Here is a 21,901-nt window from a genome sequence, read left to right on the forward strand (position 1 = left end):
GGGCAGTCGTCGAACCGGAACTCGACGACGAAGCTACGCAAACTAACTTCTGGTTTATCCTCGACAACTCAGCATCTTTCGATCACTGCGCCGGCGTCATCACTTCGATGCGATTGCCGAAGCCGTCGCGCGCATGGAATCGGATGTACCCCTCAAAATTGTCTCGCTCCGTCCACGACACCTCGTAGTTTCCTCGCTTGATACGTTCGGCCGTCGCTTCCAGCTCATCCAAGGACGCGCAGACTAGACCAGGGTGAGCCTTGCTGGCAGGCTGGAACGGACTTTCGACACCCAGATGGATCTCAGCAACGATGTCATCACCGTCGTAGGCGCGGAACCAACAACCGCCCCGGCCGAGCAGGGAAGGTGGTTTCTGAACCTCTTGCAGCCCGAGGGCTTGATCATAGAAGCGACGCGCTTCATCCTCCGCACCAGCAGGCATGGAAATCTGAACATGGTGGAGCTTCATCTCCGACTCCTCATAATCTTGACGTCAAGATCAATCTAACAGCGATCGTTCATGGTGCAGCACACTAGCGAGCTGCCCCCCCCCCCCCCCCAAGCAAAAACGCCCCCGGCTTCAAAAGAAACCGAGGGCGCTTGAGCTAAAGGCTTAGACGTTGAAGCGGAACTCCACCGAGTTCCGCTACAAACCAACCTCTGACGATGAGTAGTCAAGTTGCCAGCGCTAATCATCCCGCGGGTCAGAGCGTTGCTCTGATCCGTTCGTACAGTGCACGGCCGAGACCAGGTGCGCATAGCCACCGGCGACGCAAAGGAGCATTCTCACCGCGATGCGGTCGGCCAGCTATGACCGAGGATCGCAGTTGAAAAGCAAAGCGCGTCGCTCGCTCCTGAGCACCGCGATCGGGCGCAGAAGGATCTCAGATAGAGGTTGCCAGGTCATCGCCGGTTATCGAGCGCCGACTGTTTCGATGTCGTGTACGCGGTGTGGGCGGCGAGAATAGCCGTCACGGAGAGTACAGCGACGCTCAACGCAATCACCGGCAGGTGATCGATCAGCAGCATCGCGGCGATCATGATCCCCACCAGCACGGCTGCTGCGATGAATCGTGACCGTGCGAGGCGTCCGAATCGGGACCGGAGGAACAGCAGGTTTCCTGCCAGGTATACGAGCGGACCTGCGGCCGTCACGAGAACGATTGCGGGCGTGAGGTGGTCGTGGGAGAGCCGCAGCTCGATGGAGACGGCGACGAGGATCGCGCCCAAGACCATAAAAGCATGCGCATAGGCGTAGGCCGATCGGAGAGCCCCAGTTGACGAGTCCCCGCCGTGGGTATCAGGGCCAGCGAGGGCGAAGTAGTTCCACCAGAGCACGAACAGGGACGCGAAGCCGACGATCAAGCTCAGAGCGAGGCCGGGGGTGAGCTGCCCGTGGGAGACGATGCTGCCGCCCATGAGCAGGATGGACTCGCCCAGGGCGATGATGAAGACGAGACGGTTGCGCTCGGCCAGGTGCTCGGCGTCGGTGTCCCACTGGTGCATGGGGGCTGCGCCGATACCGGGGATCCGATAGTGGGCCAGCGGGGCCGCGTAGTCGATGAGCACCGCGATCAACCAGAGACCCAGCCGCCATTCGAGGGGCAGTGCCGCACCGAGGACCCAGAACATGCCGGCCAGCAGGGTCCACAGCAGCAGCATGCGGTAGTTGGCTGCGAGCTGGTGGCCGCGGTAGGCGATCATCATGAACACTGGACGAAGTATGCCCATGAACAGGTAGCACCCTACGAACAACCATGCTCCATCGCCGAAAGCGTTGGGGATGGCGATCGACATGCCCAGTGCGGCAAGCATCAGCATTCCGGAGAGCAGCTGCACCGGGGTGCGGCTCGGATCCAGCCAGTTCATCGCCCAGGCGGTGTAGTTCCACCCCCACCACACGGCGGCGAACACCACGATGGTCTGGGCAGCGCCCTCCCAGGAGAGGTGCTCGATGAGCAGGTGCGAGAGCTGGATGATGGCGAAGACGTAGACCAGGTCGAAGAAGAGCTCAACGGGGCCAACCTCGGATCGGCGGTGCCCGGTGCGGGCGAGCGGGACGGTATTCATGGTTGGCGATCCTCGTATATGCGTGTCGTATGGGGTCTCGAAGGCGACATCACCGAGCGGGCGTTCATCTGTCTGGACGCCGGATCGAGATGCAAGTGCCGGCTCTCAGCCTTCGCGGATCGTCATCTTCGCGAGCTTATCGCCGTCGACGTCGAAGACGAACTTCGAGCGGCCGTTCGCGTGGTTGGAGCGCCAGTCGCCGATGACGGTGATCGTGCTAGCGGCGATGTCGACCTCCTCGACCGCGAGGGTGCCGCGCGAACCGATGAACTCCTTGTCACTCCAGGTTTTGATCTGCTCGCGCCCAGTGAAGTCGCGGCCCCAGTCGTCGACGGCTCCCTGCGGCGTGAAAGCGTCCAGGAAGGCTTGTTCGTCGTGGTCGTTGACCGCGGTGATGAACGAGGCCACGGGCTCGGGGATGGTGGGTGCTGCCATGAGATACTCCTCTTTTCGTGGGGTCGAGCTCAGCGAGTGGTGTAGCCGCCGTTGGCGAAGATCGTCTGGCCTGTGATCCACCAGCCTTCGGAGGCGAGGAAGCGGACGATCGGGGCGATGTCTTCGATCTTCGTGAGCTGGTTGCCCATGCCCTGGGACTTGTGGAACTCTACCCGCTCGGGGGTCTCCTGGCTGTAGAAAAACGGCGTGTCCATGGGGCCCGGTGCGATTGCGGTGACGGAGATCCCGCGGCCAGCGAATTCCTTGGCCGCAGCTCGGGTGAAGTGCTCGACCGGGGATTTGCCTCCGGCGTAGGTTGAGTAGCCGTCGGTGAAGGCAGCCAGCAAAGCCGTGACGATGGTGATGATCTTGCCACCGTCGGCGAGGTTCTTGCCGGCCTCCTGAATGAAAAAGTAGGCAGCCTTGGAATTGATGTCGAACATCGAGTCGTACTCGTCCTCGGTGGTCTCCACGATCGGCTTGCGCAGCACCTTGCCGGATGTGTTCACCGCAATGTCGATCTTTCCCAGAGCCGCCTGCGCATCAGCGAACAGGCGGGTCACGTTCGAGGGCACGGTGAGGTCTGCCTGGAAGATTGCCCCCTTCGCTCCAGCGGCTTTGACCGAAGCGAGTGTCTGCTCCGCGTCGGCGCGACTGGAGTCGGAGTTGTAGTGGATCGCGACGTTCGCGCCGCCCTCGGCCGCTTGGCGGGCGATCAACCCGCCGAGGTTCTTCGCGCCGCCCGCGATCAGAACGTTCTTGCCCTTGAGTGTGTGCTCAGCCATGATATTCCCTCTGTATCGTCAGTATGCAACAGTATCATCCCGCTACATCAGCTAACATAGCATCATGACAGTAACGCCGACAAGCCATACACGGGAGCGAATGATTTCAGCGGCTGCCGACCTCATCGCTGCCGCCCCCGGCGAGGAGTTCTCCCTGCGCGCGGTGTGCGACGCAGTCGGAGTGAAGATGCCGACGCTCTACCACTTCTTCGGCTCCAAGCAAGGGCTGATCGACGCTGTCATCGAGCACGGATTCGACCTCTACCTGAACGAGAAGTCGTCAATGGAGTCCTCGGGCGATCCCATCCAGGACATCCGTGCCGGCTGGGATGCCCACCTCGCCTTCGGTCTGGCCAACCCCGGGTTCTACACTCTGATGTACGGGAAGGTCCGCCCTGGGCACTCCCCCGAGGCGCAGTCCCGTCCCAGCGAGATCCTGCGCGCGCTCACGGCGCGGGCCGCCGAACAGGGCAGGCTTCTGGTGCCCTCTGAGCAGGCTGCCGCGCACATCCTAGTGACCAACATCGGCGTCACCCTGCGCCAGATCGTCCTGGCAGCGCCGGATCCTGCCCTGTCTCAAACTGTCCGTGAAGGCGCTATCTCGGCGATCACTGGCAAGGGAACACGAGCCAACGACTCGCTCACCACTGCCATCGAGCTCGCTGCAGCACAACCAGATGTCCTCGGCAGGGCGGAGACCCAGCTCCTCATCGAATGGCTCGGCCGGTTGAGCAGGGTTGAGAAGCTGCAGTAGGCGAGTGCCACGAGCTTCGGAGAGGCACAGCGGTTCAGGAGGTAGACAAGAGACCTTCTTCGATCAAACCAACGCCGTGCCAGCGGGCAGGATTCGCGCCGCGCGTACAGAGTGCCTAACTCAACACTAGGCCGTCGTAGATGCGCTCGGACGGCTCGACGTCCCGATCGACGGGGACGTGGAGTGTGGCGATGTGCAGCCGTAGCCCGTCAGACCTCACCAGACGTTAGTTTGAAAAGCGGAACTCCACCGAGTTCTGGCACGAAGTAACCTTAGAGATCGCCATCGATACCGATGCTGCCAAGTCGCGCGCCAAAGCCAGCACAGAGAACGTGGGCATCGCTCAGCTTCATCCACCAGCACGTCCAGCTGACCGGTTGCCCGCCGTCAGATGCATCGTTCTCACCGCACTTCCACCTAACTTGAACATCCGAGTCCACCAGCTCAAGTTGAAAGAAGTGCCGTTCGTGCACCTCAGGCTTCGCAGGCCACATGTCGTACGACTCGACGCCCAGCGAGCAAACGATCCTGGCTGCGAGGCCGGTCTCTTCCCCCACCTCGCGCACGACGGCATGCGCAGGCGACTCGCCCTCGGCGATTGACCCAGCGGGCACCTGCACACCAGTGACTTCCATCGGGTAATCGTCGTGTGTGAACACGAGCAGGTTTCCGTCGTGGACGACGTACCCGACTGCCTTTTTGACCGAACGTCTACTCATGCTCACGATGGTACAGCTTGTTGTACGACAGACCACACCGTGCGTTTGAATCCCCTAGATTTGGGGGCAGCCTTTGTTCTCGACTTCCGATTTACCCGACGATACGCGTTGGACTCTGAGATCAGACCAGCGAGAGTGGGATCACTTCATTCGCCTGCTAGGCAAAGCACTGTCGAAGAATCTCAGACATTCGGCTTTCGATGCAGCGGGCGTTCCAGGGAAAAACGACACGAGCCAGCATCCATTCGGGACGATTGGACGTCTTCAAGAACTCATGACCATGAATCATGTGACTCCGGAACAAACGGAGCGGGCTGTCACGCTTCGCAAGTTGGTGAGGTCGGCTCGCCAGAAACCGGCGCACGCGCTACGCAAGAACGTCACTGACCGCACTCTAGTTCGGAAGTAGGCGGATCTGCTCCGATTCGTAAATGAAGTTCTGGTCAACATACGACAGTGGCTATCGAGTCATCCCAAGAATAAGGACTGGGAAGAAAACTGGCCGGACGCTAACGACTACTTCCTCTGACGCCTTCAGCCAGCGATCAACGCCGATCTTTGGCACAGACATGGCGCAAAGGGCAGTTTGACACATTTATTTTGTGTCAAACTGCCCTCAAAAAGCGCGGGATTGCGCGCAACTACACCTTGAAGCGGAACTCAACCACGTCGCCGTCCTTACCAACCTCTCAGTACCCGGCGAATCCCCGAAGCGTCGACCCTCTCCTGGCCCAGCGAACACCAAACTCGCCGAGCAATTAGGCAACCCAGGTTGACATCCGACCACTTAGCAACATAGGTTGACGACATGGAGTCTCCGCGGATCGCAGCAGTAGCAGCCGATACCAGCGACCCGAAAGCAGGATTGCGGGCCGTAGCGTCCTTGCGCGTGCTCGCTGACACCTTGGAACTCCGGCAGGTCGAGGCCGCGTTGCGCTCGGGCATGAGTTGGCAGGAGATCGCCGACGCGCTCGGAGTGACGCGACAAGCCGCCCACAAGAAGCACTCCAAAAGAATTGACCCCGCGATCTCGACACCCAGGAGGAACAGATGAACAAACTCGTCCGCTCCGCTCAGACCAGCCAATCGCTTTCCCTGGCCGCCATGGAGGAAGCATCCCGGCTCGGGCTCCGCGAAGCCGACATCGACCACCTGTTCCTCGCATTGGTCATCAACGACCAGTCTGCCGGCCGCGCACTGCGCGAGCTGGGTATCGACATTGATAGCGCCCGTCTCGCCGTCGAGGACCAACGTGATGCACAGCTGACCTCGCTCGGCATCGAGGCGTCGTTCCCCGAGGCCGGGCGCATCGTGTTCCATGAGACGGATGGGTACGAGTGGACTCGTCGCGCTCGGGACCTCATCGCGAAATCCAGCAGCAAAGGCAAGTCGGGCGACGCTGCCGCCGTTCTCCGGGAACTCGTCGCAGAGCCCAGCGGCCTGATCACGGATATCCTCGGCCGCCTTGGCACGACACCCGATGTGCTCATCGAACGCCTCGATCGGGCCGTCTCGCCCTCTATGAAGTCCATGCCCCTCGCAGCGAAAGTGAAGGGACGGACCACGGGAACGATTGAGACTTTCGTATCCGCACCACTGGACGAAGTGTGGGCGTACCTCACAGATCCCGCACGTATCCCCGAGTGGGAACCGAGCATCGGCACCCTCGACCAGACCGGTCAAGAAGCGATGCCGGGTACGGTCTGGGAGGGCACGGCACCCGCAATCTATCCAGACGGCAAACCTGTGAAGATCAAGCCTCAGTTTCGTCGACGCAGTGTTGAGCTCATCGCAATTCACCAACCGGACAGGATCGCATGGAGCTTTGGCTATCCCGACGTCGCGCAGGGTAATTCGATTCTGACTGAATTCACCTTGGCGAACGCGACCGGTGGCACACAGCTGCGGATCAGCAGGTCCTGGTCGCGACGCCAAGGGTGGCGAGGACTTGTCGCATGGCCGCTGCGTCCAGTCCAGAAGTTCCTGGTGTGGATCACCCTGTTCCAGACCGGCAGCGCGATCAGCCGAACATTTCGCTAGTCCCAGGCACGGCGACTCGCCTGCTGGTCGCACATAGATCAAGTGCCCGGATCTCCACAGGGAGATCCGGGCACTCGAGCGGGACATTGAAGCGGAACGCGACTACACGTTGAAGCGGAACTCCACGACGTTCCGGCACATACTAACCTCAGAGCAATGGCGGCAGCGTTAGTAATACGAGCGACCAAATCGTCTTTCGATGTTTGAAAGTTGATCCCCTCCGAGCTTACATTCCGCTCGTTTTGTTTTTGCCTACTCGCTAGGCCTCCATCATTCGCTGCTGGCCAGGCCGCCATCACCGTCAATCTCCATCTGAAACTCGGTGAAGGCATCTGGCACCGCGTAGCCAATCGCCTCGCCTGGACCGTCATAAACTGCCCAGAGTGGATCTTGCGCGTCTTGACTCAACTGAGCGCGATCGAGCAGTTCTGACTTGACCCGATCGGCTGGCATGCGGAACCGCGTCAAGTACTTGTTAGTGTCACCCCAGCCGAGGATCCTGCCAATCCCTGCTCTGTCGATATATCCGCCTTCGCGTGCAGCCCCAATGATCACCTCACGCTGGCGTTCGTGCCCTCGCTGGCTCAGAGTCTCTAGCAACTCCGAGTATGCATTCTCGCTCCACGAAGAGGGCAAGGAATTCACATCTTGGGACATCTTCGACAGTAGTTCTCGGGCGCCTGCGTCGGAAACTGCGTGCTCAAGGAATTCGTCCCAAGTAAGAACATACATGGGTCCACCCGTTGCATCCATCGATTCGGACTGAATTCGAGGATCAATCCGTCGAAGCGCTTTGTCTCCCTGGTGCACTTCCCAAATATCTGGCTTTCGCTCTTCAGTGACGAATACGAATCCCTTCGAAAAACCGTTCAGTCTGCAATGCGCCAACATCTCTCGCCACATATAGTAGTCGCCGGCTGCTTCGTCGACCGATGGCTTGTTATGGTCAGTTTTCCCCGGACCCACCGGCTCATCTTGGTTGATCCGCTTAAGGTAGAGCGCCTTCCATTCCGCCATTGTCTCGTCTCCCGCGGGGGCAAGAAGATGATTCTCATGAAATACGTCAGCGATCTCCTCCAGAAGAGTGTGCTTCCCGCTGCCACGCCGAATTGCTGTTACGTCGACTCGGTCACCTAGCCACTCCCGAAGCTGCTCATCAACCTCATTGAGCCATTGGATTACTTCCCCAAATTTCTCTTGCACAGCCGAATCAAAGACACTTAGTTGCTCGGCCGTGACTCCGTCAGATTGGCTTTGCGGTCGCACCTTCCGAATCTCAGCGATCACAGAATCCTTGACGTTCACCAGCCCTCCACGGCTTTGGAACAGGCCGGGGATTGGCACATTGTTTAACACCGCGTCCGAATATGCCTGCCGGTGAAGCTCGGTTTGGGTCTGGTGCGGTAGATAGGTTCTTTCGCGCAGATCTCGGATGGACTCGAGTAAACTTTTGCGCGGGTTGCTATGCAGTTTCCAGAGGTTCCGAAACACCATCGTGTCGAAATAGATGGGAATGCCCTCATCGAATGCCTCCCGAACCTCGACGTCGGTGTATACATGCAAATGAGGATGAACTATTGGGAACGTCAAATCAAATCCTTTCACTAGTCTTGGAACCTGGCGAGTAAATCCGCAAGGTTCCGCTGCGTCCTTGCAAGCATCAACCAGAAAGGTCAATCCATAAGGGACTCTATGTGAGCACTAAACCTCACGCCCAATTGTTAAGTCGGATCCCACCACGTTCCGTGGCTAAATATCCTAATCCTGAATTGGTGTTCGCAGCGTCTTCTTCAAATCCCTGCCCCGAATGCTTCGGCTCAAGTCAACGACGCTCCATGATCATCGGCTAGAGGCAAAGTATCACTCCTATTTGATCTCTTTCGGGAAGCACTCCAGCCGAGACGAGTATGCCGAAATGACTGGAAGTCTCTTGACTCAAATTGCGGCGTTGAATTCTGCTTCAGGAACGTTGCTTGCCAAAATTTGATCGGTGAACGGCCCACCCCGTGTTCCCCTACGTGCAAGTTCGGGTTGACAGATTGCTGCCACTCGATGAGAGCGGCGGCAGTCTGGGCGGTGCCCACGTCCACGCATCTAGAAGTAAGATTCTTGTTGAACTCAGCGAGAGCATCGATGATCGACCCATCACGGAAATGGAAGTGCGAGTAGTAATTCACGCCCGTCGCGATCGATCTTCAACAGCACCTTGCAAAGCAGATACATGCGCAGCAGATTTCCCTCGGCGGCTTTGCGGGCCCACATCGATGTCGCTCGTGAAAGTGCAGCGCGTGTCGTAGACCTCGCAGAACACATCCAAAAGCAACAGGGACTCGCCGCAGCAGAGCGAATGGTGATCCCACTACTCCCGGTTGCTGTGGTGCTGCTCATGAGTGTTCAGTGCGTCTGGTCAATTGTCGTCGGAATCCGGTGGGCGCTGGCACAGGACTGGGCACTGCGGGTGAACATCACTGCGCTGATCGGTGATGCCCGTTTCGTCTCTGACTGCATCCAAGCCGACTATTCTTGACTCGACATGGACTTTTCAAAGTTCGAGATCGAGATTTTCTTCCTGTCCTGGAAGCCTTTGATTGAGCCAATCTAAACAGTGCACGATCCGATGGACCGGGACTGTCGCGCTCCACGAACAAGCAGAAACGCCCCCAATTTCAATTAGAAATCGAGGACGTTTGAGCTAAGAAGATCTAGACGTTGAAGCGGAACTCCACCACATTTTGTAGAGGAATAACCTATGAATCACGAAGTACGTAATGTCCATAGGCCACGTTTTCCGTTTTATCCGGCTTCAGCCTCTTCACAAACGTGAGTCGCTGGAAAGGCGGACTTCAACTCACGGGAGCCGTTGCAGGAGCTCATCCTCGACCTCGGAGTTGGCCGCCAGCATATCTTCGATAACTTCAAGCCCGGATTGCGCGTACTGACTTAGAGGGAGGTTCCGCGGATCAGGGAGGCCGCAGATTTGGACAAGCGCCGCGGCGGCCGTCAAGACGCCCTTGCGCATCGCATCCATTGCAAGCGCTTGGCTTTCAGCGGCATATTCAGTCCTGAATGAATTCATGAAAATCCGGCACGCATCAATTACATCCTGGCATAGCTCGGCTACGTCCAACCCTTCGACCAGATTTTTGGCGTTGAGGGCCGCACTCCTAATCTCCTTGACTGAGTCGAGCACCGGACCCGAAAGTTCGCTGCCATAGGCGACGTATAGGGAACCCTTGCTATCCATGACGTTGATCAAGTTGTCGATGTAAGACTTATCCGACTGAACGACAGTCGTCGCAACTCCGAAATTGAGCTCAGGGCCCGTGATACCGATTGAAAAGCTCGCCTCTGGGAGCAAGAGCTTCTTGTACCTATTGATGCGTTTCTGGCGAAAAAGCGCCATCTATTTTTCCTTCTCTAGAGTCCTTAACAATGTGACGCAAAAAACCTACGGTATGCCGGTCGCGTGCTGTGTGAAAGGCATCTGTGTGTTGGCGAGGGCGGGCGCCTATCCAGTCTTCAGCACCCTAAATGGACCTCTGGGGTATGCTCGACCGAGCAACATTTTGGCCCTCACATATGTGTACTAAACAGAACCGAGATCGAACACCTCAACGGCCCACTATTCCTCCGTCGATGAGTTGGCTCGAAAATCTATGACTCCTGCGCCGCTTTGCGCTTATTGAAGTCCTTTAGCCAGTCCCGTGCACTTTGCACCCTGTCCGCCATGTTCGTGGGGCTTGGAAGAGAAATTTGGTTGCCATCACCAGTTGAATGCACGTAGTACGAGTTGAGATCCATACCGTCATCCACCGCGGCCACGTCCTCTGGCGTGATCACAACCAAGGTGGAAAGCATCCCCGTTCGCACAGCTGGTTGGTTTCGCGCAACGACGCCGCCAATCATTATTTCTTCGACAGCAAATTCCCAAGCGTTGCGTAAATTGGTAGCAAATTTCACGCAGTCATCAGCGTAGGCCTTCAGATCAAAATCATCTCCACTGTGATGCTTGCGCGCTGCAGGAATTATCTCTTGGTCCAATTTTGTCAGTAGGTTTTTGAATCCTTGAGTTGGAGTGCCTGTGCCAGCAACTTGCATACCGGCCCCCAGCTCAGGATGTCGGGTGATTTCAATATAGGTTGCCCCAACTTTCGTTGGGTTAGGAACCTTTGCTTGAACTTGACGTCGATACGACTTCTGGACGCCTTCATGCCAAAGCGCACCAACAAAGGACATACTGTGAGTGAAAATGATGACCTGTCTGCTGTGGGCTTCATCCGCCAAACGTATAGCGATTCTGGTCTGAAAGTCGTGGTCAAGACTGTTCATCGGGTCATCGAATATGATCGCCGAACCGTCATCGCTTGTGCTGACATCCGCGAGAAACGCTGCCACCGACACGACACGTAGCTCGCCCTCGCTCAACACGCCATTTGCTTTTTCGCTGGCATCGGATGCGCCGTCCATTGTGAAGGCAATGTTGTTGACGCTCTTCTTGACCGAAGGAACCAACTTTACCCTCAGACGCGCTTCGTTCTCCGGGGCGTTATCCGACAAATTTTCTATCATGCGGAGGTTGGCGGTGAATTCCTCCGATATTCGCGTAACGTACGCCGACGTCAAAGTCCGAGACTTGTCGGAGAGGGAACGCGTTGCCGTTTCGGTGGCAACTTTTTCCAGGGCACTGATGTAAGCGAACCGGTTGTGGTGGTCGTGTAGTTTTGCGAGCGCACTTGCAACCTTTGAGCGTTCATCCAGTTCCAAATGCCGAGCTACTTTGTCGGATATTTCCGACCCATCGTCAGATTCATCCTGAATAGATTTGACAATGTCATCAAAGTTTTTGGTGATTTTCTCGAACAAGGCGACCGTCTGGAGCAGCTGCTCAGCAACCGGCGAAACCATCGGTGCCTGCTCGTTGACATCGATTTCATTAATAAACGGTGAAGTCAGCTCTTCAATAAGTGCGTCAGATTCAAGCAGGCCCTCAGATGACGCACCTATTAGCTTGTTCACTAGAGCAACACTTTGGCGAAAGTTCGTAATTTCGTTGGGATGTTGGGTCTCCAGGAGGGTCAACATGTCAGCGTTGATGTTCTCATCGGATAAGGCGATACGGATTCCCTCGACAATAGCGGTCATCTGCTTCTTTAGGCGCTGCTTCTCAGCGTCCAGATCCTTTGCCATCACGTCTCTAAAACGACTCAGGCGTTCATGCGCCTCTTCACTCAGCGCCTGGTGGCAAAGGGGGCAATACTCGCTCTCCTTAGAGGGAAAATCCGAGTCGAATTCTTGCTCATTCTTTGCATAGTCCTGCGCAGCAATCCACATGGACTTCCAATGCGGGCTCAGGACACCAGGAACCGGTTCTGCCGTAAAGTCATGCTTAATTTCCAATACCTGTTCAGCATCTATCTGACGCAATCGGAACCATACAGACCTCAGAACCGATACTTGATCGTGGTTTACTTTCTCAGAAAGCGTTCGTATGCGATTGCCCTGATTCCGGTAGTTTGTACTTTCAAGTCTGGCCTGGCTTTCCCGCACCGATTTACTCGTGCTTCTAAGGTTGGCGATCTCGCCAGGGAGTTCAGCCAGTTCGTTCTGTTCTTCTGCGGTCAAGTCCCCAATGAGATTCAGAAGTTCAAGAGCACCGATCTTGCCGAGGGAATCTAACGTCTTGCGCACAGCCGGGGATACTGCATCAGCAAAGATGCTCGGAATCTGTTGCGCATTTAGAACCGCGATTCTTGCTTTGGCTTCTAGCGCGACCGCCTCATACGTGCCGGTCAAGTACTTGATCAGATCCAAACCCGCCGGTGTGAATGACAATTCGGTAGGGTTCTTGCCTACATGTACAGATGCTGTATGGCTGTCGTACACAGCGACACGTGACAGGTCGTTATTGTCGCTTTCAGTCTGCGGATTCCACTCGTGCTCTAGCTCGGTCTCACCAATTTGATACCAAATTTTGGCACGAGGCTCCGGCTTCGCCGCCTCAAAAATGTCACCCTTGATGGCTTCTTTGGCTTTAGCGTGACAACAGCTTTTGAGAATTCGTGTGTACCCGCTCTTTCCCACGCCATTTAGACCGAAAATGATGTTCAGGCCAGTGGGCTTCAATGTCAAGTCTGTCCCGGCGCGCAAGCGGTTGACACCCTGGAGGTGTTGAACCTTTGCAAGTGTGACCGGTGGAGCAACGGCAGAACTATTTGGGACATGTGTTTGGCTGAGGGGGACTACGGCGGGGTTGTCGAACGTGGTCTCTTCGCCCTCACGTTCAACCAAGGCACGTTCACCTTTGAGGTTGGCTTCATACGCAATATCGGTCAGCACGGCGACATCTGTGCTGGAGAGCACAGCTGAGCTTGTGTGACGCCGGAGGGCATCCTGTTGCCAAGGCTTAAGAGTCTCCGAAAAAGCTATTAGTTCCGCATAAATATTTCCCGCCATTAGATCCCCTAAGCTAGTGCCGTTTTCCTCATGCTACTAATGAATGTCGATTGCACTGGGAGCATGACGACAATTCGTAACCTCGGATATGACTTATTAGTCAGGAAGGGGAAATGGTGAGATGGACAAACGGCAGCAATCCCTGACCACGAGCCCAAGTCTCGCAGACCGGGCCGTTCCTATTCAGCTAACTGCCATTGCTCAGCTTGCCCCTTTGAGCCTCGCTGAGCCGAGAATCGCCTAAGAATGAAGCAGCGACGGGACACAAGCAAAAACAGCCCGCTACAGAGCCAGCAAGAGAAGTACCCCTGCCACGAACCAGCTCACGGCAGAGGTGCTTCCTTGACACAAACCAGCAAGTTTAGAGGTCGGCCCCACTCGATTATGTCATCAAAAACCCTAGATTATGCAGTTATATACATTTAGACCGTGACGACCGAACGCCTCGAATGTCCCGGGTATACGGGATTTCAGGCTGGTTGGAAGTTGGTAAATACAGCATGGGTATGTACGAGGTTACGCTGTCATAAGGCAAAGTTGTTCTTGCCAGTAAGCAGCTCCGCCTCAACGGTGGCATAAAAACCGGGACGATTCACCGTGTCACAAGCCGGTTCCCCTACGGGCATACCGGCTCTTCAGAATGCTGAGTGCAATGGGGTGACCCTAAGTTCATCGTCAAATGGTTTGGAAGGATTTTTACCATTTCTTTTCTCGGGTGATTTTGTACGAGTCTGTGTTGCAGCCAGGAGTGCCTTCTGGCTGAGAGTCCTGTCCGGTTAGGTTTACGTTGGTAGACACGGCCGGGTGATGGTACGCCAAAACTGAGGATGCGCTCTCGTTTGTTCATAACGCAAAGCTACCTGGAAGGACACCACTGATGCGTAGAGCTGACCATGATCCAGCCCAAGCAGAAGCCCAGATGCAAGTCCTACAAGACGAGGCCGGGCGAATCGACAGTCTCAAGGATGAGGCACAGGAGCTTGTCGATGACCTTGAGCGCAAGATGAATGCTGCCCACGAAGCTGGGAATGATTCAGAGGTGGCTGAACTTCAGAAACAGCATCAATTGGCGGAACAGAATCTTGAAGTAGCGGAGCAAGAGTTTGAGTCGGTGATGGACCAGATCGGGCAATCTACGCAATTTTGGTATGTAGACGACGAGATATGACTTGTCGGAGAATAGAAAGCAGAAACGAATAGGTTCACCACGGACTCCTTCGGCAGCGCTGTTTTATGCAAGCAATGACTATTGATCCATAAGCATGCGTTGAACACGGGCCTTGACTACACTCTGGATCCTGAAGAGCCAAACGGGCTCTTCACAGATGAGGGTGTAGCGCGTAGTCAAGGATCGAACGGCGTGGCGCTGCCCGGGTAGGCATCGAGGCCTTCCGATGATGGAAGTTCTCACACTGCCCATCTGGAAGACCTCGACGTGCCTGACGCTACCTTCACCGACCCTGACCTGACCATGTTCTGCCGCTTGAATGAGCTCGGCCTTGAGGCCACCGGTCAGCGCCTCGAGCCCGCCGGTGCGGTCCTGGCCTGTCGAGTCGTCGAACCCGACCGCTGGTGCCGACGCTGTGGCTGTGAAGGAACCGCGCGCGGCACGGTTGTCCGCCGGCTGGCCCACGAGCCGTTGGGGTGGCGTCCGACGACGTTGGAGGTCACGGTCCGCCGCTACCGGTGCACCGGCTGCGGCCACGTGTGGCGCCAAGACACGTCTTTGGCGGCCGAGCCACGCGCGAAGCTCTCCCGGCGAGGGCTGGCGTGGGCGCTGGAGGGCATCGTCATCGCCCACCTGACGGTCGCGCGGGTCGCTGAGGGGCTCGGGGTTGCGTGGAACACCGCCAACGATGCCGTCCTGGCCCAGGGCACACGCGTCCTGATCGAGGACCCGAACCGCTTCGACGGCGTCCGCGTGCTCGGCGTCGACGAGCACGTCTGGCGGCTCCAAGCGAGTCTTCAAGGAGTGGCTCGCCGCTCGCCCTCAGGCATGGCGTGAGGCCATCGAAGTCGTCGCGATGGATGGCTTCACCGGGTTCAAGAGCGCCACCGCCGAGGAACTGCCCGACGCGGCTGCGGTGATGGATCCCTTCCACGTCGTGCGCCTTGCCGGTGATGCCCTCGACCAGTGCCGACGCCGAGTCCAGCAGGAACTGCACGGGCACCGCGGCCGCAAAGACGACCCGCTCTACCGTGCGCGTAGAACGTTGCACACCGGCGCGGGCCTGCTCACCGACAAGCAGCAGACCCGCCTGCAGGAGCTGTTCGTGCTCGAGGAGCACGTGCCCGTCGAGGCGACCTGGGGGATCTACCAGCGGATGATCGCGGCCTACCGCGAGAAGGACCGATCCCTCGGCCGCGCGGCGATGGAGGCGCTCATCGACGCCGTCAGCCAAGACGTCCCCGCCGGGCTGGACGAGTTGCGCAAGCTCGGTCGGACCCTGAAGGCTCGCGCCACCGACGTGCTGGCCTACTTCGAGCGGCCTGGCACCAGCAATGGCCCCACAGAGGCGATCAACGGACGCCTGGAGCACCTGCGCGGCTCGGCCCTGGGCTTCCGCAACCTGACCAACTACATCGCCAGATCCCTGCTCGAGTCCGGCGGATTCAGACCTCAACTACACCCTCATCTGTGAAGAGCCGCTTTAGACATCCCTCATCGTCACGGACCACTATGAACGATGTCCCGACTCACCTATGAACGATGTCCTGAACCTACACACCTTCAGCTCCACCAATATGTTCAGGCAATGTGTTTCAGCAATAGCCTCCGGGCTCGTCGATGTGGCCGGTGGCGAGGATTTCGCCGGTGTGCCGGCCGTCGCGGGTCAGCTGACGGCGTGAGGCGATGACCCGTTCTCGGACCGGGCGCGGCCCTCGCCGCCACGCGATTCTATGGCCTGCCCAGCCTCTGACCGATGTCTCGACTCATCCGTCCCGGTGGACCTAGGGAGTCGAGCCCTAGGTCCACCCGAGATGGATAAGACATCGCTCAGGCTCTCACGGCGTCGCGCTACCTTGGGGACTTAGGCCCAGTCCTTGTGCGGCGACGTGCCGCCGATACCGGCGTTGAACGTATTCGTCGGATCGAGCTCCTTGAAGTGCTCTTCCATGGACTCCGGCAGCTTGTAGATGCGACCGTAGTTGTGCTCGGCGGGCAGCTTCGCGCCGCGCTCCTCCAGCAGGTGCTGGATGCGGTCGTGCAGCGCCTCGGGATCCACGCCCTGCTTGGCGACATAGTCCTGGTGCATCACATGGCAGAAGAAGTGCCCGTAATACGCCTTGACCTCAAGCTGGTCGTCGATCTCCTCCGGCAGCACCTCGAGCCAGTTCCAATCGTCGCGACGCAGGGCCACATCGATGGGGATGAGCCCTGCGATGTGCCGGCGCTTCAATGCGGCGTAGCGAGTGGCGGCACTGGCCGCGCCGAACCGGTTGAGCGACGCGCTCTTTTCTTCATCAGACGTGCAGATGAAGAACTCACCAGTGTGCTCGGGCTCTGCGAAGAACTCCTTGAGCATCTTCTCGCTCGCGGCCTTCTGCGACTCGCTGACGGTGAGCAGCAGGTGATGCTCGAAACGGTTGCGGTACTCCATCATGCGCTTGGGCAGCTGGTTGGGCAGCACGCTGAACATGGCTTGCGATACCGTGTCGGCGAAGGTCGGACCAATGCCGGGAATCTTCGAGAACAAGCCGTTGGCCCACGTCTTGAACGAGAACATGCGCGTCTGCAGCGCTGGACTCATGAACTTCAGGAAGACGAAGGTGTCTTTGCCGTACTTCTCGGCCAAGTCGAAGGCACTGCGGCCCATGTACTCACCAGAGATAGGCAGCGGCATGTCGGCTTCGAGGAGCAACCGACGGATCTCTTCGAGCTCGTGCGTGTTGTTCGTGCCGATGTAAAACACGGTCGGGTGCACTTCGCGAGGGAAGGTGCGGGTGCGCACCGCGAACACCATCAGCTTGCCGGCCGAGCCGGAAGCCTCGAACAGGTACTCGGGGTTCGCATTGTAGCGAGCAGGCGAAGGCACGATCTTGCGCAAGTGCTCGGCGTACTCGGTCTCGTTCGAGTCTTCGGGAGCTGGGGTGACATCCTCGGGAGACCACTCGCCGCGCTGTAGACGGTCGAGTGCGACCTCAGGGTCGTCTCCGAGCGAGATGCCCAGGTGATTGACCAGCTCGACCTTGCCGTCGTCGTTGACGCGGGCGAAGATCGCTTCGCGCGTGAATGCCGGACCCTTGCGAATCTGGCTGCCGCCCGAGTTGTTCGCGATGCCGCCGATGACCGAGGCGCCGATTGATGTCGACCCGATCACCGAGTGCGGCTCGCGCTGGTGCTTGGCGAGCGCTTCGGTCAGGTGTGTCAGCGGGGTGCCCGCGAGCGAGATCGCCTCGCGCGCGTCGTTGATGAGGTGCACCTCATCGATGCGGTGAGTCGAGATGATCACAATGGGGCGATCGTAGTCTTGGAAGCCGGGGCCGGATCCACCAGTCAGGCCCGTGTTCGATGCCTGCGGGATGACGATGAGGTTGTTGTCGACGGATACCTGCAGCGCCCGCCACATCTCGACCAGCGTGCCGGGGCGCACCACGGCGAAGACTGGTCCTCCGCCGAATCGATAGCCTTTGCTGAATGGCATCGTGGCACGCTCAGAGGTCAGTACATGTTCGTCGCCGACGATTCTCTTGAACGCATCGATCGCTTCGTGCGAAGTCGTGGTGGTCTGTCCTGGTTGCGTCATCTCTAAGCTTCCTATATTCAGTTGCATCACAAGCGCGTCATGATGCTGAGGGGATGTCGCCTTGATCCGAGCTAGTCCGCGGTCGTTCATTTTTTGATGGGCGGGGAAACGAGCCAGGGGGACGACGTCTGCGACCGTCTGCCCGGAAGCTCGCTACGGCGTCCAAGGAGTGTGCGTGTGCGTATGCATGTGCATACGCGCATCTTCATTGTACAAGATGCGCATCAGATAGTTTCGGACCGCGGTACTTTCGGACTCCGGTAGGTTCGGACCGCGATAGTTCGGACCGCGATGTCGGCCACTGCCCTCACCCCATAGATCGACGCAGCAATCAGACTCGCCTAGCGCCGCTTGAACCGTCCCAGGTTTGGTGGCTCTTCACAGATGAGGGTGTAGCGCGTAGTCAAGGATCGAACGGCGTGGCGCTGCCCGGGTAGGCCCCTCCTTCATGTCCCGCCTAGTAGGCCAGATCGGCGTCAGGCCATCCTGCGGACTGAAGTCAGGAGTTTCGTCAAGTGGCAATGCTTCGCCCGCGTGGCTGAGTCGCCCAGTCGACTCATCGAACCACACCGGATAGAACATATCTTTACGGTCAGCTCGAAGCGAGTCGTCGCCCGACCGCAAGAGCCCCTTCCATCGAGGCCTCTGCAGTTCCCCTTCAGCATCGGCCATGTCTCGATGCGTCAGAAGGTCGTCATCGACCGAACCGATTCGCGCGTCAGGACCAAATACAAAGAACGCATACTCTTCGACCCTCGAAAGATATCCCTGAGTAACGCCTTTAGGGTTGTTGACAATTGTGACGAGTTGCCGCGTAGATTCCGGGAAGAGCTGATCTAGCAACACGCCCAAACGGTTTACTTCATGCTCATCGATAGTTGCCACAAGAGTAGCATCGCTACGCATGAGCTCCCGACAGATCTTCAACCGTCGCTCCATGAACGCCAGCCATTTCGAGTGTCGATAGTCGTCATCACTCGCGACGTAATCGTTGTCGTACTTCCAGTCCCTCGCCCCGGTGTTGTACGGCGGGTCGATGTAGATGGCGTCGATGGAATGCCGGTGCGTATAGGTCAGCATCTCCAGCGCGTGGTAGTTCTCAGCGTTGACGACCGTGTGGAACGGCTTGTCGCCGCCCCGCTCAACCCTGCCTGTCTCCACCAGGCCGGGGTAGATGCGATCCCGGAACTCCGCGACGACCACCACGTCGTCGGCAAGCACTGCCCGAGTCTCGGGTTCTTCGACGTCGAGCTCCGCGAGATGAGCCACACGCTGCCCGTCGACGCACTCGATCCGAGTTGTCCGCCACAGCCGTTGGTCACCTGCCTTTGTCCCCCCTCGCGGAGGCAGCACCCGCACCTTGTCGCCGCGACGGACGACCCTGCCGGGCAGCTCGACAGCCTCAGGCTGATGCTGCTCAAAGACGAGCCCGAAGGTGCGACGCTTGGTCAGCGCAGCGACCTCGGCTTCCAGGTCAGTACCAAGTTGCGCGTCCGCCTTGCGGACCTGCCGCAGCAGTTCCGTCAGTCTCGACACGGATAGGGCTCCTTCGTCATCATCCGTAGCGCGTCCGGGCTATTTCTTACTTCCAGACGTAAGTCCCGTCCGGAACTCCACGACGTCGCCGTCCTTCATGATGTATTCCTTGCCTTCGATGCGAACCTTGCCCGCAGACTTGGCATTAGCTACGGAGCCAGCGGCAACCAAATCGTCAAAGCCAACGACCTCGGCCTTGATGAAGCCACGCTGGAAGTCGGTGTGGATGACACCGGCAGCTTCCGGAGCGGTAGCGCCGCGACGGATGGTCCAGGCACGGGTTTCCTTTGGACCGGCGGTCAGGTAAGACTGCAGACCCAGGGTGTCGTAACCAACGCGAGCCAGCTTATCCAGACCGGACTCTTGGATGCCGGCATCTTCCATCATCTCGGCAGCTTCGTCTTCTTCCAGCTCGGCCAGTTCAGACTCGAACTGTGCATCGAGGAAGATCGCTTCGGCAGGAGCAACCAACTCGGAAAGCTTGGCCTGCATCTCAGCATCCGCCAGGCCAGCTTCATCGGTGTTGAACACGTAGATGAATGGTTTGGTGGTCATCAGCTGCATTGGAGCAAGCTCTTCAAGGTCAATGCCCTTGGTCTTGCCCGCTGCGAACAGGGTGATGCCTTCTTCAAGCACCTTCTGCGCGTTGAGCACAGCGTCCATGAAGGACTTCTCGATTTTCTTGCTGCGCAGTTCCTTTTCAAGGCGTGGCAGCTGGTTCTCGATGGTCTGTAGATCTGCAAGGATCAGCTCGGTAGCGATGGTCTCGATATCCGAGGCCGGATCCACCTTGCCGTTGACGTGGATGACGTCATCGTTAACAAACGCACGGGTTACCTGGCAGATTGCATCGGCTTCACGGATGGTGGCCAGGAACTTGTTGCCCAGACCTTCACCTTCCGAGGCGCCCTTAACGATGCCGGCGATGTCCACGAAGGACACGGTTGCTGGCAAGATGCGCTCGGATCCGAAGATTCCGGCGAGCACCTTTAGACGCGAGTCAGGCAACGGCACGATACCCACGTTGGGTTCAATGGTTGCGAAGGGGTAGTTGGCTGCCAGTACCTGGGCGTTGGTCAGCGCGTTGAACATGGTGGACTTGCCGACGTTGGGCAGTCCGACGATTCCGATAGTAAGAGCCACGGGAGAAAATTCTACCTTTTGCTAGTGATGAGCGCGCAATGATCTACTGGCGCGTGAATTCTTTAGTTGGACTGCGGACGGGAACCACGACCGCCAAGGGCGCGTTCCTCGTCTCCGGCTTCCTTGAGCTTGCCGCGAATTTCCTTAGGCAGCGAGAAGATAATGTCCTCTTCCGCGGTGGTTACCTCGGCGACGTCGTTGAAGCCGTACTCGGCCAGCAAGGCCACCACTTCGCGCACCAGCACCTCAGGCACCGAGGCACCGGAGGTCACGCCGACGGTGGAGACGCCTTCAAACCAGGACTCATCAACTTCATTGGCGAAGTCCACACGGTAGGAAGCCTTGGCGCCGTGATCTAGTGCCACCTCAACCAGTCGCACCGAGTTGGATGAGTTCGCTGAACCAACAACGATCACCAAATCGGACTGTGGAGCGATGTTCTTGATCGCTGCCTGACGGTTGGTGGTGGCGTAGCAGATGTCATCGCTGGGTGGATCTTGCAGGTTGGGGAAACGCACGCGTAGTCGGCGCACGATCTCCATAGTTTCATCCACACTCAGCGTGGTCTGCGAGAGCCAGATGAGCTTATCCGGGTCCTTGACCTGTACGGTGTCCGCTTCTTCGGGGTTGTTCACGATGGTGGTGACTTCCGGTGCTTCACCGTAAGTACCTTCAACTTCTTCGTGGCCTTCGTGACCAATCAGCAGGATCTCGTAATCGTTTTTGGCAAAGCGCACGGCTTCGCGGTGCACCTTGGTGACCAGCGGGCAGGTGGCATCGATGGTCTGCAAGTTGCGGTCGGCCGCGGACTGAACCACTGCCGGGGACACACCGTGGGCGGAGAAAACCACCAGTGCGCCTTCTGGAACTTCTTCGTTTTCTTCCACGAAGATCGCTCCGCGGGACTCCAGCTCGGAGACCACGTGCAGGTTGTGCACGATCTGCTTGCGCACGTAGACCGGTGGGCCGTAGTGCTCCAAAGCCTTTTCTACGGCCACCACGGCACGGTCCACACCGGCGCAGTAACCACGCGGTGCTGCGAGCAAAACCTTGCGTTCGTTCACCTGTGGAGAGGCAGCTGCAATCTCGGCTGGAGAGCGACGTACGCGCGGAATCCGTGGGACTGGCAGCGATACCGGAATGGAAGTGGAAGTAGCCATACCTCTAGTCTACGAACTGGATGCAAGTTAGCCCATGCTCATATGATGCGCGCCACCC

17 protein-coding genes and 1 pseudogene are annotated in these 21,901 nt (G+C 58.0%); 6 read left to right on the forward strand and 12 right to left on the reverse strand.

Annotated features, from left to right (window positions below):
* Positions 1 to 82: 82 nt before the first annotated feature.
* The 4 genes from ACT3RW_RS11605 to ACT3RW_RS11620 form a co-directional block, all read right to left on the reverse strand.
* Positions 83 to 469: a VOC family protein gene (locus ACT3RW_RS11605; RefSeq protein ID WP_444613858.1), complete on the reverse strand. Its 387-nt coding sequence runs from the start codon at positions 467 to 469 to the stop codon at positions 83 to 85.
* Positions 470 to 903: 434 nt separating this feature from the next.
* Positions 904 to 2,070: a low temperature requirement protein A gene (locus ACT3RW_RS11610; RefSeq protein ID WP_444613859.1), complete on the reverse strand. Its 1,167-nt coding sequence runs from the start codon at positions 2,068 to 2,070 to the stop codon at positions 904 to 906.
* 105 nt (positions 2,071 to 2,175) lie between these two features.
* A complete protein-coding gene (locus tag ACT3RW_RS11615; RefSeq protein ID WP_444613860.1) occupies positions 2,176 to 2,505 on the reverse strand; it encodes a nuclear transport factor 2 family protein in 330 nt (109 codons plus the stop codon).
* 29 nt (positions 2,506 to 2,534) lie between these two features.
* The gene (locus ACT3RW_RS11620; RefSeq protein ID WP_444613861.1) at positions 2,535 to 3,290 is read right to left on the reverse strand and encodes an SDR family oxidoreductase; all 756 of its coding nucleotides are present in this window, start codon (positions 3,288 to 3,290) and stop codon (positions 2,535 to 2,537) included.
* A gap of 100 nt (positions 3,291 to 3,390) precedes the next feature.
* Here ACT3RW_RS11620 and ACT3RW_RS11625 point away from each other — a divergent pair, with 100 nt between their 5' ends.
* A complete protein-coding gene (locus ACT3RW_RS11625) occupies positions 3,391 to 4,044 on the forward strand; it encodes a TetR/AcrR family transcriptional regulator (RefSeq protein WP_444613862.1) in 654 nt (217 codons plus the stop codon).
* Between the two features lie 272 nt (positions 4,045 to 4,316).
* Here ACT3RW_RS11625 and ACT3RW_RS11630 read toward each other — a convergent pair whose 3' ends face one another.
* Positions 4,317 to 4,763, reverse strand: coding sequence for an NUDIX domain-containing protein (locus ACT3RW_RS11630; protein ID WP_444614642.1), 447 nt, complete (start codon positions 4,761 to 4,763; stop codon positions 4,317 to 4,319).
* Between the two features lie 808 nt (positions 4,764 to 5,571).
* On the opposite strand from ACT3RW_RS11630, the gene ACT3RW_RS11635 reads away from it, so the two are divergent.
* Positions 5,572 to 5,817, forward strand: coding sequence for a hypothetical protein (locus tag ACT3RW_RS11635; protein WP_096146702.1), 246 nt, complete (start codon positions 5,572 to 5,574; stop codon positions 5,815 to 5,817).
* Complete coding sequence (locus ACT3RW_RS11640; RefSeq protein WP_444613863.1) at positions 5,814 to 6,803, forward strand: Clp protease N-terminal domain-containing protein; 990 nt, start codon at positions 5,814 to 5,816, stop codon at positions 6,801 to 6,803. Before ACT3RW_RS11635 ends, ACT3RW_RS11640 begins: the two co-directional genes overlap by 4 nt.
* Positions 6,804 to 7,073: 270 nt before the next feature.
* Here ACT3RW_RS11640 and ACT3RW_RS11645 read toward each other — a convergent pair whose 3' ends face one another.
* The gene (locus ACT3RW_RS11645; protein WP_444613864.1) at positions 7,074 to 8,408 is read right to left on the reverse strand and encodes a PIN-like domain-containing protein; all 1,335 of its coding nucleotides are present in this window, start codon (positions 8,406 to 8,408) and stop codon (positions 7,074 to 7,076) included.
* A 616-nt stretch (positions 8,409 to 9,024) separates the two neighbouring features.
* Between ACT3RW_RS11645 and ACT3RW_RS11650 the strand changes: the two genes are divergently transcribed.
* Positions 9,025 to 9,330, forward strand: a complete 306-nt coding sequence (locus tag ACT3RW_RS11650; protein WP_444613865.1) for a hypothetical protein — start codon at positions 9,025 to 9,027, stop codon at positions 9,328 to 9,330.
* Between the two features lie 321 nt (positions 9,331 to 9,651).
* On the opposite strand, the gene ACT3RW_RS11655 is transcribed toward ACT3RW_RS11650, so the two are convergent.
* Positions 9,652 to 10,206, reverse strand: a complete 555-nt coding sequence (locus ACT3RW_RS11655; RefSeq protein WP_444613866.1) for a hypothetical protein — start codon at positions 10,204 to 10,206, stop codon at positions 9,652 to 9,654.
* Positions 10,207 to 10,457: 251 nt separating this feature from the next.
* A complete protein-coding gene (locus ACT3RW_RS11660) occupies positions 10,458 to 13,256 on the reverse strand; it encodes an AAA family ATPase (RefSeq protein WP_444613867.1) in 2,799 nt (932 codons plus the stop codon).
* An 877-nt stretch (positions 13,257 to 14,133) separates the two neighbouring features.
* On the opposite strand from ACT3RW_RS11660, the gene ACT3RW_RS11665 reads away from it, so the two are divergent.
* Together ACT3RW_RS11665 and ACT3RW_RS11670 are read left to right on the forward strand one after the other, a co-directional pair.
* Positions 14,134 to 14,424 (forward strand): hypothetical protein, encoded by a 291-nt coding sequence (locus ACT3RW_RS11665; RefSeq protein ID WP_444613868.1) that lies wholly within the window; start codon positions 14,134 to 14,136, stop codon positions 14,422 to 14,424.
* A 267-nt stretch (positions 14,425 to 14,691) separates the two neighbouring features.
* Positions 14,692 to 15,898, forward strand: a pseudogene (locus ACT3RW_RS11670) (ISL3 family transposase).
* 390 nt (positions 15,899 to 16,288) lie between these two features.
* On the opposite strand, the gene dld reads toward ACT3RW_RS11670, so the two are convergent.
* The 4 genes from dld to ACT3RW_RS11690 form a co-directional block, all read right to left on the reverse strand.
* Positions 16,289 to 18,004 carry a D-lactate dehydrogenase gene (dld, locus tag ACT3RW_RS11675; protein WP_444613869.1) on the reverse strand — a complete coding sequence of 572 codons (1,716 nt, stop codon included), beginning with the start codon at positions 18,002 to 18,004 and terminating at the stop codon, positions 16,289 to 16,291.
* Positions 18,005 to 18,382: 378 nt separating this feature from the next.
* The gene (locus ACT3RW_RS11680; protein WP_444613870.1) at positions 18,383 to 19,540 is read right to left on the reverse strand and encodes a DNA methyltransferase; all 1,158 of its coding nucleotides are present in this window, start codon (positions 19,538 to 19,540) and stop codon (positions 18,383 to 18,385) included.
* 39 nt (positions 19,541 to 19,579) lie between these two features.
* Positions 19,580 to 20,683 (reverse strand): redox-regulated ATPase YchF, encoded by a 1,104-nt coding sequence (gene ychF / locus ACT3RW_RS11685; protein WP_444613871.1) that lies wholly within the window; start codon positions 20,681 to 20,683, stop codon positions 19,580 to 19,582.
* Between the two features lie 62 nt (positions 20,684 to 20,745).
* On the reverse strand, positions 20,746 to 21,843 hold the full coding sequence (locus ACT3RW_RS11690; RefSeq protein ID WP_131088692.1) for a 4-hydroxy-3-methylbut-2-enyl diphosphate reductase: 1,098 nt from the start codon (positions 21,841 to 21,843) through the stop codon (positions 20,746 to 20,748).
* Positions 21,844 to 21,901: the final 58 nt, after the last annotated feature.

The sequence above is a fragment of the Glutamicibacter sp. AOP5-A2-18 genome (assembly GCF_052446055.1).
In the GTDB taxonomy this organism is placed as follows: domain Bacteria; phylum Actinomycetota; class Actinomycetes; order Actinomycetales; family Micrococcaceae; genus Glutamicibacter.